This is a genomic window from Lysinibacillus sp. SGAir0095, from assembly GCF_005491425.1.
Taxonomy (GTDB): Bacteria; Bacillota; Bacilli; order Bacillales_A; family Planococcaceae; genus Ureibacillus.
Map to the genome: position 1 here is coordinate 2611663 of NZ_CP028083.1, position 12617 is coordinate 2624279.

General features: G+C 36.7%; 17 protein-coding genes and 1 other annotated feature. Of the genes, 1 reads left to right on the forward strand and 16 read right to left on the reverse strand.

Annotation, left to right across the window (positions count from 1 at the left end; translation table 11 throughout):
* Positions 1–83: 83 nt before the first annotated feature.
* A complete protein-coding gene (locus C1N55_RS12855; protein WP_137729203.1) occupies positions 84–941 on the reverse strand; it encodes a phosphotransferase in 858 nt (285 codons plus the stop codon).
* Position 942: 1 nt separating this feature from the next.
* Positions 943–2268 (reverse strand): LysM peptidoglycan-binding domain-containing protein, encoded by a 1326-nt coding sequence (locus C1N55_RS20955; RefSeq protein WP_305036252.1) that lies wholly within the window; start codon positions 2266–2268, stop codon positions 943–945.
* 146 nt (positions 2269–2414) lie between these two features.
* Between C1N55_RS20955 and C1N55_RS12865 the strand changes: the two genes are divergently transcribed.
* Positions 2415–2948, forward strand: a complete 534-nt coding sequence (locus tag C1N55_RS12865) for a transcription repressor NadR (protein ID WP_137729204.1) — start codon at positions 2415–2417, stop codon at positions 2946–2948.
* Positions 2949–3009: 61 nt separating this feature from the next.
* Here the strand turns inward: C1N55_RS12865 and C1N55_RS12870 are convergent, their stop codons facing one another.
* The 14 genes from C1N55_RS12870 to mreC all read right to left on the reverse strand — a co-directional run bounded on the left by C1N55_RS12870 (position 3010) and on the right by mreC (position 12608).
* Positions 3010–3396 carry a thiol-disulfide oxidoreductase DCC family protein gene (locus C1N55_RS12870; RefSeq protein WP_137729205.1) on the reverse strand — a complete coding sequence of 129 codons (387 nt, stop codon included), beginning with the start codon at positions 3394–3396 and terminating at the stop codon, positions 3010–3012.
* Positions 3397–3409: 13 nt separating this feature from the next.
* Positions 3410–4282 carry a prephenate dehydratase gene (pheA, locus tag C1N55_RS12875; protein ID WP_137729206.1) on the reverse strand — a complete coding sequence of 291 codons (873 nt, stop codon included), beginning with the start codon at positions 4280–4282 and terminating at the stop codon, positions 3410–3412.
* A gap of 110 nt (positions 4283–4392) precedes the next feature.
* The gene (locus C1N55_RS12880) at positions 4393–4848 is read right to left on the reverse strand and encodes an ACT domain-containing protein (protein WP_137729207.1); all 456 of its coding nucleotides are present in this window, start codon (positions 4846–4848) and stop codon (positions 4393–4395) included.
* Between the two features lie 38 nt (positions 4849–4886).
* Positions 4887–6176 (reverse strand): GTPase ObgE, encoded by a 1290-nt coding sequence (gene obgE / locus C1N55_RS12885; protein WP_137729208.1) that lies wholly within the window; start codon positions 6174–6176, stop codon positions 4887–4889.
* A gap of 5 nt (positions 6177–6181) precedes the next feature.
* A complete protein-coding gene (locus tag C1N55_RS12890; RefSeq protein WP_137729209.1) occupies positions 6182–6709 on the reverse strand; it encodes a Spo0B domain-containing protein in 528 nt (175 codons plus the stop codon).
* 321 nt (positions 6710–7030) lie between these two features.
* Positions 7031–7330: a 50S ribosomal protein L27 gene (gene rpmA, locus C1N55_RS12895; RefSeq protein WP_036201727.1), complete on the reverse strand. Its 300-nt coding sequence runs from the start codon at positions 7328–7330 to the stop codon at positions 7031–7033.
* A gap of 16 nt (positions 7331–7346) precedes the next feature.
* The gene (locus C1N55_RS12900; RefSeq protein ID WP_107934609.1) at positions 7347–7691 is read right to left on the reverse strand and encodes a ribosomal-processing cysteine protease Prp; all 345 of its coding nucleotides are present in this window, start codon (positions 7689–7691) and stop codon (positions 7347–7349) included.
* A 17-nt stretch (positions 7692–7708) separates the two neighbouring features.
* Positions 7709–8017 (reverse strand): 50S ribosomal protein L21, encoded by a 309-nt coding sequence (gene rplU / locus C1N55_RS12905; RefSeq protein ID WP_036201725.1) that lies wholly within the window; start codon positions 8015–8017, stop codon positions 7709–7711.
* A gap of 14 nt (positions 8018–8031) precedes the next feature.
* Positions 8032–8109 (reverse strand) — a sequence feature (ribosomal protein L21 leader region).
* Positions 8110–8152: 43 nt separating this feature from the next.
* Positions 8153–8791, reverse strand: a complete 639-nt coding sequence (locus C1N55_RS20795) for a site-2 protease family protein (RefSeq protein WP_240758292.1) — start codon at positions 8789–8791, stop codon at positions 8153–8155.
* Positions 8764–9315: a M23 family metallopeptidase gene (locus tag C1N55_RS12915; RefSeq protein ID WP_168193855.1), complete on the reverse strand. Its 552-nt coding sequence runs from the start codon at positions 9313–9315 to the stop codon at positions 8764–8766. The genes C1N55_RS20795 and C1N55_RS12915 overlap by 28 nt, the downstream gene beginning before the upstream one ends.
* A 347-nt stretch (positions 9316–9662) precedes the next feature.
* A complete protein-coding gene (gene minD, locus C1N55_RS12920) occupies positions 9663–10460 on the reverse strand; it encodes a septum site-determining protein MinD (RefSeq protein ID WP_137729211.1) in 798 nt (265 codons plus the stop codon).
* Between the two features lies 1 nt (position 10461).
* Positions 10462–11130 (reverse strand): septum site-determining protein MinC, encoded by a 669-nt coding sequence (locus tag C1N55_RS12925; RefSeq protein WP_137729212.1) that lies wholly within the window; start codon positions 11128–11130, stop codon positions 10462–10464.
* A gap of 29 nt (positions 11131–11159) precedes the next feature.
* Positions 11160–11684: a rod shape-determining protein MreD gene (gene mreD / locus C1N55_RS12930; RefSeq protein WP_137729213.1), complete on the reverse strand. Its 525-nt coding sequence runs from the start codon at positions 11682–11684 to the stop codon at positions 11160–11162.
* Positions 11685–12608, reverse strand: a complete 924-nt coding sequence (gene mreC, locus C1N55_RS12935) for a rod shape-determining protein MreC (RefSeq protein ID WP_137729214.1) — start codon at positions 12606–12608, stop codon at positions 11685–11687. It lies immediately after the preceding gene.
* Between the last annotated feature and the right edge of the window lie 9 nt (positions 12609–12617).

The following is a 12617-nucleotide window of genomic DNA, read 5'->3' on the forward strand; positions in this document are numbered from 1 at the left end:
CAAAAGAAAGACCGTCATTTTAGACGGTCGAGTTACTTTTATAATTGATAAGCGATACCTTTATTTTATCATATTATGCGCTTTTAGTGATGATTTGAATGTAATTTTTCAGTTTGTAATATTAATTCAGGCCAATGCCTTAATGCTTTTTCCGTAAACGGCATTAAATAGTCTAAGAAGGCTTCCCTCTCATACTTACCTAATTGCAAAGCATAAAGCCATTCTCTTAAGAGTTCATTAGGATACTGCAAGTAATTGATTTTTGGTAAGCATAAATGATATAAATAAGGATTTTCATTTAATAATTTCTCTAAGTCATAATCAATTGTAGGTAAAACGCGATGCATCCAAAGAAGCATTTCTTCCGCTGAATCACCTACAACCGCCAAATCATAATCAATTAATTTCATCTTTTTGTCTTTGCAAATTAAAAAATTATGATGCACTACATCCCCATGTAACAAGGTGAGCTTTCCATCGATTTTTTGCTTTTGCTTACGCATTTGTTTTAATACCCTACTCGCGAATAAGGTAATATCATAATAAGCATGCTGCAATAATGGAAGCAACTCTTTTTCATTGATTAAAAAGCGTTCTAATCGTGCATTCCATTTTTGATAAAGTTGTTGTCTCGGAAAAATAACCTGGTTTTTCCAATCAATTTTTTTGCTCGTATCATGTAAAGCTTTCAAAATTTTAAAGCTTTGTTTTCGATGAGACTCGATTGAAAAATCCGCACTAAAACTTCCATGTTGCCAATATTGTACAACAAGATCCTCATCCTTGCTTTTAACTAATGGAATAACATATGGAAACTTAATATCCTCAAGCTGACGGTGAATTGCTTTAACTTTTTCTGCAACATTAACGTGATCATATTTCTTTATAAATAACGTCCCTTGTGCTGTCTCTTTCTTCCATATATTGCTCTTGATTTGCATTTTAATAATTCCAAGGTCTGTTTTGTGGTAAATAAGGATTATTAGGATATGCTTGGTTGTTAGATTGCATCGTTTGTTGTGGCATCATTTGTTGTGGCATCATTTCTTGGGACATCATCTGTTGCGGCATCATTTCTTGAGGCATCATCTGTTGCTGCATAAATTGTTGTGGCATCATCTGTTGTGGCATATATTGTTGCATGTAATCTCCGTAAGGGTTTTGAGAATATGGATAACCGCCAGTTCCATAGTTGAATCCATCTTGATAGTAGTCAGCTACTTGCCCTTGATCTTCAGCAGGGGCGTAAGGATTGAAATCTTCAAAACCTTGCGGAGCAGCATTTGTTGCAAAATCTTGGCCATCCATTTGTGCTTTTACCTCAGAAGAATCTAATAACCAATCCGGTAATCCATCATGTTCATCATAAGGACCTTCCATTGCAGGAGCAACATCTGTCATTGGGGCCATATCATAGTTCGGCTCAAAGTACTGCATACCATAAGGCATCATTTCATGAGAAGGATATCCTCCTCCACCACATCCGCAGTCGTTAAACTGTTGTTGTGGCATTTGTTGATAATCATACTCATCGTGACCACATGGGACATGTTGATAATTAGTGTAATCATGACCACATGGCTGTGGCTGATGATAATGCTGTTCTTGGCAACCACATGGGTTATGATAGTATACCTGTTCATGACATCCACATGGGTTATGGAAATGTGCTTGCTCATGACATCCACAAGGTTGTGGTTGCGGTTGTGGACAGCATACATAAATTATTTGAGGCTGTGGCAATGGTACTTGAACGTACTGAACCTCTTTTTCCACGGTTGTCTCGACATCAACTTGCGTTTGTGGTGCTGGCATTTGAATATAAATTGGTTGTGGTGCAGGGGCTGGTGCAGGTAATGTCTTGGGTTGCTGGAAATGCATTTGCGGCGCAAAATCTAATTGAAATTGCGGCGTTAGCTCTACTTTCGGCGCAGGCATCGGCTGTGGTACCGGTGCTGGAATCGGTGCAGTTTTCACAACTTTCGGCACTTCTTTAACAGGTTGAGCCTTTTCAATAGGCTTTGTTTGTTCTACTTTTGGTGCAGTAAGCTTTTCTTTATTTGACATCGGTGCAGTTTGCTGCCCTTTTGTCATTGTTGAATTTGGTGTTGCAGCTCCACCTTCTGGTAAAATAATCTCCATGCCCGGTACAATATAATCAGGGTTAGCTAAATGTGTATTTAAATTTTTTAATTCATCAAGCCCAATCCCATACTGTTTCGCAATTCGCCAAAGTGTCTCACCTTTTTGAACAATATGAATTCGCACAAACATCCTCCTTTTCTCGTTTTATAATATGTGATTCAGATGAAAAGGACACAAAAAAATAAAACGCTTTGTGTGGTTCCTCGTGATAAACTATGAATAATAGCGTGATGTATATACATGAAATTCCATATGAAAGAGGTAATAAAATGAAAAAAATGTTAGGCGAAGATCGTCGACATGAATTGCTCCATATGTTAAAAACCAAAAACGAGCCTATTACTGGAACAGATTTAGCAAAATATGCAAATGTTTCCAGGCAGGTGATTGTCAATGATATGAACTTACTAAAAGCACGAAACGAGCCCATTGTTGCAACGAGTCAGGGGTATATGTTTCTGAAGCGTGAAGATAATCATGAAGTTTTCGAAAGAAAAATTGTCTGTTTACATACAGCGGAGCAAGCAGAAGATGAAATGTTAACGATTGTTGACTGTGGAGTCACATTAAAAAGTGTTATCATAGACCATCCTGTTTACGGGGAAATTACAGCTTCTATGATGTTATCCAATCGACACGATGTAAAGAGTTTTCTTCAGCGTGTTAATGAAACAAAAGCAAATTATTTATCTGTCTTAACAGACGGTACACATTTACATGAGATTTCTGCCCCATCTAAAGAACTTTTAGATCGAGCTGAACAAATGCTAAGGGAAAAAGGATTCTTAATCGAAGAAGAGTAGCAAGAACGATAAGAATAATACTAAAAAAGCGGGCACTCGATTTGCAAGTAGCCCACTTTTTTTAATGTAAAAATCTTTCTAATTCTTCTTTAGTCGGAATTTTGCATTCAGTTTTCTTTCCAAGCTTGTGACGATTTTTAGCAATAAGATCATAGACAGCATCTCGTAAGAAAACTGGGATAATCAGGAATGGATAAAATAACTTCCACAGATGATCTAACTTCTTACAAATTCTTAATGCTGCTGTGGATTTTACATAGCTTTTATCCCCTTCAATGTATATCATACTATCTATAGTTTTTGGGATTTTAAATTCTTCTAACAACTTTTGCCCAATTTCACTTTGAATGGAAGCAAATTTAAAGTACTTGTTTTGATCCCGCTTAATGATAAATTGAACACTAGCATCACAGAAATGGCACTCACCATCAAAAAGAATTATGTTCATTTACTCACCTCTATTACTCTTGTGTTAGATATGTATAATACGTACCAAGAGATTTTACATTACAGCCAAGGGCCTCCAGTTCTTCCATAGCACCCTTCATCATTGCTTCATTTTCATCTGCATGTACGTCCATAATGAAGAAATACTCACCTAATCCTGTTTTCAACGGTCTTGATTCAATTTTGCTTAAATCGAGCTTTCTCCAAGCAAAAACAGAAAGTACTTGATGCAATGCCCCCGATACGTTTACAGGCAATGTAATCATTAATGTTGTCTTTGCATGGCCTAATGATTTCTCTATAGGCAAGCGGGTATTATTTTTTGATAATACAAGAAATCGAGTATGGTTAAATTGAAAATCATGGATATTTCTTTGCACAATTTCTAAATCATACTTCTCAGCAGAGGAAATATTGCCGATCGCCGCAATACAACGATCTGGATTCTCAGATACTAATTTAGCTGCAGCAGATGTTGAGGAATAGCGTTGCAAAGGAACTGAACTAAAACGATAATACAGATATTTATGACATTGTGCTAAAGCATGCGGGTGAGAGTAAATTTCTTCGATTTCTTGCCAATTTTCTTTTTGATTTTTATGTACCATTAAATGCTGTTGAATCTTGGATAAACAATCCGCAACGATATACAAATTGGCTTCGTGATACAAATAATCAATCGTCAAAGGTACCGTACCTTCTATCGTATTTTCAAGCGGGACAACTGCTAAGTCCACCTTTTCTTCGGACACTGCTTCTATACACTCAGGAATCGTTGAAAAAGGCATAAGTAATCCATTAGGGAATAGACTCTCTGTTGCCAAATATGTAAAAGAAGCTTCGGGTCCTAAATATGCTATTCGTTGATTTACCTCTTCATTTTTCACTTTTTTTGCCCCCTTAATTATCTAACAAGTGTCATTATTCAATCATTTTAATATTGAAAAAGAGAGAGCAATAATTAAATCCTGCTCTCTTCTTTTCTTTATTTACTTAATTAAAGTGCTCCTGAACTGATTACCTCAGCCGATTCAACAAATTCCAGTTTTTTCAATTGTTGAATAAGTTCGTCTAGTTCGTATACCATACTCGTAACATCTAAAGATAACGTTACATTTGCCCTTCCCTGAATTGGGATTGTTTGATGGATCGTTAAAATATTGCATTGCGCTACACTTATGATTTCCAGTAAACTTGCAAGTGTTCCTTTTTCATCTTGCAATTGTATAAAAATCGTTAAAATTCGTTCACGTACAATGGAGTGGAAAGGAAAAACAGCATCCCGATATTTATAAAATGCGCTTCGCGATAAATCCACTTCTTTTACCGCATCCCAGATTGAAGAAACTGCTCCACTTTGTAATAGATGCTTGGCTTCTAATGTTTTTTGCATTGCATCTGTCAGCACATCTTCTCGAACTAAATAATACCGTTGATTAGCAACGTTTTTCATACTCTCCCCCCAAAACTCATGCGATTCAAAACTATAATTTATTCTATAAATTCAAATTCGAATTCCATTAAGCGGACGATATCTCCGTCTTTTGCTCCACGTTCACGTAAAGCATCATCGACACCCATTCCGCGTAATTGTCTTGCAAATCGTCTAATACCATCTTCACGACTGAAATCAGTCATTTTGAATAGACGTTCAATCGAATAGCCAGATAATACATAAGCACCGTCATCATCACGAGTAATTTCGAAGTCTTCACCTTTTTTCTCATGCTTATATAGTACAGTTGCATCACTATCTTCGGCAACCACTTCATGTAATTCAAAGTGAGGTGTTACTTCAAGCAAGTCTGCGATTTCAAACAATACAGGCTTAAGACCTTGGCGTGAAACTGCTGAAACAGCATAAACCTTAACAGAATCTCCAACTTTTTCTTTAAATTCTTTTAAGTTTTCTTCTGCATCCGGCATATCCATTTTGTTTGCTACAACAATTTGTGGTCTTTCAGTCAAACGCAAATTGTATTGCTTCAGTTCTTCATTGATTGTTACGTAGTCCTCATATGGATCACGGCCTTCCATACCAGACATATCAATAACATGGACAATTACTCTTGTTCGTTCAATATGTCGTAGGAATTGCATGCCTAATCCAACGCCCTGATGTGCCCCTTCAATCAGTCCAGGTAAATCTGCCATCGCAAAGCTTCGTCCATCTTCTGTTTCAACCATACCTAGATTTGGAACAATTGTTGTGAAGTGATACGCTCCGATTTTAGGTTTGGCTGCCGAAACAACAGAAAGTAGAGTTGATTTACCTACGCTAGGGAAGCCAACTAAACCTACGTCAGCTAACACTTTTAATTCTAATATAACATTTAATTCCTGTCCTGGCTCACCTTTTTCTGCAAGTTCGGGAGCCGGATTGGCAGGAGTGGCAAAACGACTATTTCCACGTCCACCGCGTCCTCCACGTGCTATGACTGCGGTTTGACCATGTTCCACTAAATCTGCAATGACTGCTCCAGTTTCTTCGTTCATAACGACTGTACCTGGTGGAACTTTTACTACAAGGTCAGTGGAGTTTCTTCCGTGCATTCCTTTACTCATCCCGTGTTCGCCACGGTCTGCCTTAAAGTGGCGTTGATAACGGAAATCCATTAGAGTTCGTAGTCCTTCTTCTACCAGGAATACGACATTTCCTCCATTTCCTCCATCTCCACCAGCAGGGCCACCATTTGGTACGTATTTTTCACGGCGAAAGGCGACCATACCATCTCCACCGTCTCCACCCTTCACATAAATCTTGACGTGATCGACAAACATTACATTCACTCCTGTTCTACGCTCAAAGCATACTTCCACTCATTTGCAGTTTGCTCATATGTTTGAACCTTAAAATTATTATTCTCTTCTTGATTGAATAATGGTGCTTCCCACTTCCCCTTTAAGCTAAAAAGCAAAGTGAAAATTTTCTCATTTGATTCAATTGAGATATCTAGCAGCTGTTCAGTATAAGGATCCAGAGAATCACACACATGAATAACTGTCTTTTCTAAGTATTCTACAATTAGTTCATCTTTTTCCAAATCAACTGGAAAAGTTACATTACTATTCAAAGTTGTTTCAAATTCTTGATATCTCCACTGCATAGTCTGTAACCATTCCACCGTTTTAGGTAATTTTAATTTATTGATATTTGAAAAAGTTTTACTCTGCTCTGAAAATTTTTCAATAATTGATTTTGCTTCTTGGACCCTACCTAGATCTAAGTTCATTTTTAGTAATTGAAGTTGATTCATATAATCATGATTAGCAAATTTTAAAACATCAATAACCGAAAGTGTTGAAGTTTTCATATTAGTCCTCCAAACGTAATAGAAAAATCCTACCAATATCTTCATTAGTATAACAAGTTTTTCTATTTTTCGCCTTTCATTGCTCTAAAGCGTGTAGTAATACTATAAGAAAATTTCAGACATTCATAGATAATTTTCGATACCTTCTAATTTAAGACAAGAAATTATACGAACATAATTACTCTAATACATGAAAAAGGACTGCTGGCTAGCAGTCCTTTTTGGCGGATAGAGAAGTATAAGTTGCCTATCCTCATAAGAAAAGACATCAACTCGACCTATTTTAGGTCGAGTTGTGTTTTTCTGATATAATATATACTTTTAAGCTTCTTGAGCTACAGGGTATACACTAACTTTTTTCTTGTCGCGACCTAAACGTTCGAATTTAACAACACCATCCACTTTAGCGTAAAGTGTGTCATCTCCACCACGGCCTACGTTTGTACCTGGGTAAATTTTTGTACCGCGTTGACGGTAAAGAATTGAACCACCTGATACGAATTGACCATCAGCACGTTTAGCACCAAGGCGTTTTGACTCAGAGTCACGTCCGTTCTTTGTAGAACCTACCCCTTTTTTCGAAGCGAAAAATTGAAGGTCTAAAGAAAGTAATAATTTCATGTCGTTCCACCTCCTACTAGGCTACTTGGTTGTAGTTGATTTTAATATATTGTCCGTAAGTTTGGACCATCGAGTACACTTGAGCAGTCATAACTTGGACAATAAGTTGTAATTTTGCATCGACTTCTGCGTCAATATCGGTAGGAAGATCTACGCGAAGGTAGCCTCCACCTTCTGTTGCCTGGTCGATTTTAGGTTCGATTTGTAATAATGCATAAATGGCATTTACAGTGCCAATGGCAATTGTAGATGCACCTGCGCATACTAAATCCTTACCTGTTTGATCATACTCAGCATGACCAGAAAATTCGAATGCAGAAACATGTCTATTTTCATCGTGATGAATTGTAACAGTTATCATTTCATTCACCTCGACTCTTAAGCGTTGATTGTTTCAACAACTAATTTCGTGTAAGGTTGACGATGACCTTGTTTACGACGGTAGTTTTTCTTCGCTTTGTATTTGAATACAGTAATTTTTTTTGCGCGTCCTTCTTTTACAACTTTCGCTGTAACAGTAGCACCTGCAACAGTTGGAGCTCCAACTTTAACTGTTTCTCCACCTACGAATAAAACTTTATCAAAAGTAACTACTTCGTCAGCTTCAACACCTAGTTTTTCAACATAGATCTCTTGTCCAGCTTCTACTTTGATTTGTTTTCCACCAGTTTCGATAATTGCGTACATTAAAATGCACCTCCTCTTAGACTCAGACTCGCCTGTATTGAAAGGTGATCTATTCGATACTTAAGACCTTCCCAGAGCGGTTGTAGCACGGGTGCTACAAACAATAACATTACAATACTATCATAGGACAGACTTTTAAGTCAACCGTTTAATTACATGTTTCTCAAATGCAAAACGGTATTTTCTAAATCTCCACGCATTCACAATTTGTATAAATAAAAAGATACTCAAAACGAGTAAAAATAAAGTTTTTGGCAATAAAATAAACGTGATAAATACAGTAATCATAATTAATATAAGTGAAATCGTTAAATAGTATTCAACCACCCGAATACGAGGGTAAAAAATATGAATAAGTGCCATAATAATACGCCCACCATCTAATGGCCATATCGGGATAAGATTAATTCCAAGCAAGACAATCTGAATTTTCAATAAGGGGTCTGCTAAAAGCGGGTCAAGTAAAGGAATCGCTGCAATACAACAAAGAGTCGCAATCGGTCCACCAAGTGCAATAATCAGCTGCTTTTTCGGATCTATCGAATTACCGCCTTTTAGTTCAATTTCCCCCCCATATGGCATTATCACACAGCGTTCGACCTTCACTTTACAAAGCAAAGCCGCTACGATATGTCCCACTTCATGAATAATTAAGGAAGATAAAATAAGTGCATAATAAGATACATTACCATATAAAACAATAGTAAACAGAATCGGCAAAAATAATGGATGAATGGTCATACGCATCATGATTGCGTATGCTCTTTCATCCATTCTAAAGTCTCCTCTAGGGTTAACACTTTTCCGCCTTCTTCTATTTTTATATATAGATCCCCAGGTTCCTTATTCGCAAGCGTACCTCCTCGTTCAATCGATGTATATGGCAATAATGAAAACGAATCCACATTACCGTAAGTAACAGTAGTATCATCTTCATAAAATACGGAAATTGTCTTGCCTGTATTTTTTGTATGACCTGTATAGACAACAAGTCCATTTTCAATCGCAAGAATCGGGATTGCTTCTTCGAATGTTAGCAGGTACCCTTGGTCAAACGGTTTTACTGATACAAACGATAAAAGCTCTTTGTTTACACTTTCTGATGATACCGTAATCTTCTCATCTTCTTCTTGGCCGAATACTTCTCGTAGCACATTCCGCATAATGGTTAAGTCTTCAGAGCTATAAACAATTTTTTTCACATCTACCGCTAATTGCCCCCTCTCTTGCAAACGAATACCCAATATGACGACCCCGCAGAGAACAATAGCCGCTATCCATTTCCATTTCTTGTTCACTACCTCATCCATTCTCTTTTTTTATAGTATATGAAAAATATGAAAATAGGATTCTAGTGGAAATGAAAAGATACTGTCCAATTACGTCGAATGCAAAAGGAAAATAAATCTAATCCTTTAAGTAGTTGCTGCGATTGTTCCTTGTCGGACGCTTCCACCGGATTTTACCTATTCGGGTCAGAAACTTCACTTTTTCGTTTGGTCAATTAAGGACTGAATCCGTAAACTCATTCTAAGAGCCAGCGCCTACTTTAAGTATTTGGCATATATAGAATTCAACAAAAAAAGACTGCAGTCAACTCAACACTTCCGAGTTTTCTACAGTCTTAGGCTATAAAATTTAATTATTATTTCGAGAAAATAGAAATGAACTTTTTGAACATTCCTTTAGAATTGTCTTCAATAGACATTAATGGAACTGATTCACCCAGAATTCTTCTTGCAATATTACGATACCCTAAAGAAGCCTTACTATTTGGATCCATGACAATAGGTTCACCTTTGTTAGATGAACTGATTACGTCTTCACTATCAATAACGATTCCTAATAAATCAATTGATAAATGCGTTGTAATTTCATTTATATCCAATGAATCTCCACTTTTCATTAAATCTTTACGAATACGGTTAATAATTAATTTTGGCGGTTCAATTGCTTCCTGCTCCAATAGTCCGATAATACGATCTGCATCTCGAACAGCCGAAATTTCAGGAGTTGTTACTACAATAGCACGATCAGCACCTGCTACTGCATTTTTATAACCTTGTTCAATACCCGCAGGACAGTCAATTAAAACATAATCATATTCACGCTTTAACTCGTCTATTAAACTCTTCATTTGCTCTGGTGTAACGGCATTTTTATCCGTTGTTTGAGCAGCAGGCAATAAAAATAGTTTTTCATCAACACGTTTGTCCTTTACTAACGCTTGATGGATCTTACAGCGACCTTCTACGACATCGACTAGGTCATATATAATTCGATTATCTAAGCCTAACACTAAGTCTAAGTTACGTAAGCCAATATCTGTATCTACTAAACATACTTTTTTCCCTTGAAGAGCCAATGCAGTTCCCAGATTGGCAGTTGTTGTTGTCTTACCTACTCCGCCTTTACCTGAAGTTATTACGATTGCTACACCCACATTAGCTTCCTCCTTTAATCGTACTTAATAATGGACGTATTTTTCTTACTTCTTGAACTCGTTCATATGAAATTATGCCATCTCTATTAATATATGCAAAGATTTGTTCAGAATTTTCTTTGACAAATGGTTGTTCATTGGACATAACTTCGATTTGGTCGTCAATTAAAACGTGGGTAGGTTCAAAATGTGACGCAACGATTATAGCCTCTTTATTTCCATTTACGCCTGCATGGGCAATTCCTTTTAAATTACCAAGAACATAAATGCTTCCACCAGCTTCAATTTTTCCATTTGGATTTACATCACCAATAACAACAATATTTCCATCCGTTTTAACTATTTGTCCAGAGCGAATAATCCCAATAAAGGTTTCACTCTGATCTGTTAGTACTTTTTCATTACTTTCTTCAATAGTAATCACATCACTATGCACTTTTGAAACGTGCATATTGCCTGGGCCTTGTACAATTGCGATGAGCTCATTTTGTTGTGCACTCAGTAGGTAGCGATTTCCTAGATGCAGTTGTACATCAACTTTTCCATCGATTCCACCTTCTGAAACTTTGCGTTCAAGTTCTTCCACCAGTTCTGCGTAGGCGCACTGATCATCAAGCCGAAGTACCAACCCCGCTTTAGTCCCCTTAATATGGACAAGCTGTTTATTCATAAGAAAGCGACACCTCACGCTAAATCAATTTAAGAATTATCTCGGGCACGCTGTAACACACGCGCATTGATTAAATATTTAAATGCCCAACCAAGCATTATTAGAAATAATAGGTTTGCGATTATAGTTGGCAGTAAACGGTTGCTTAAAAAATCGCTTACCGGTATTGTTGTAAACTGAATAAAATAAAAGAAATAATATAAAAAAACTTCCATTAAAGCTACTAGCACTACGGATAGGATTGTTGTAACACTTAAATGTTGATGGATAAATTTTACAGTAGACCCAGCAATAAAACAAACAAGTGGATATAAAAAGGAATATAATCCAATAATATCAATGTAAAACACATCATACAAGAGTCCAAAAATTAATCCATACAAACACGCTCTTTTTTTACTATAGTAGATGGAGATAAAAATCAAATAGAGTATAACAAATCGAGGTACTAGCGTTAGAGTTTGCTCTCCCCAACTGATTGGTGAAAACAATGCAAACTCCGGCTCTAACAAAAATAAAACAACTGCTACAAAAGGGATTAAGAATCGTATCATTTATTCTTCACCTTCAGTAGTATCAGTAGTTTCACTTGTACCATTTGTTAAATCCCCATTAGTACCAGCACCATCAGAACCGTCCACTGAGACTGCAGTTCTTTTGGCAATAATCACATCCTCTAGCATGGAGAAGTTTGCAGCTGGTTTTACATAAGCCATTTTTGTAAGGCCATAGTCATCAGTTGTCACTTCAGTTACTTCACCAATTAGGATTCCTTTTGGATTGATTCCACCTAAACCTGACGTCACTACTTGCTCTCCCACATCTACTTTAAAGCTAGAATCGATTCTCTTTAATATTAATTCATTACGTTCAGCGTCATATCCTTCTATTAAACCAAAAACATCCGATTTTTCTCCTTGAACGATAGCAGATACGCGATAATTTGGATTGTTTGAGTATAATAACTCAACTTCAGAAGTAAATGGTGTCACTAAACTAATTTTACCGATTAAGCCATTTGCTGTCATGACAGCCATATTGAGTTGAACACCGTGGGATGAGCCTCTGTTTAGAATTATTTTTTCTTCCCATTGGTCTGGATTTCGGGCAATGACTGTTGCTTTTAGCGGATCAAAATCTTTTAAACTATCTTCTTTGTCTACCAGTTCTTTTAAAGATTCATTTTCAGATTGCAATGTATTAACTTCTGCTTGAAGTACAGCAAAATCTTCCAAACGCATTTTTAAACGTTTATTTTCTTCGTACGTATTTAATAAAGAATTAATATCATTAAAAATACCTGTTATGTAATTAGCTGGCTTTGCAACAATGAACTGAGCAAAGCCAACTGTGTCTTTAATAAATTGTTCCGGAACGCTTGCGTTTTGTCGATCTCGTAAAGAGAAGCTAATCAATGCCACAAGGAAAATTGTGCCAACTAGTAGCAGTATTAATTTCTTGTTCGTAAAATGTGGCATTGCGAATCC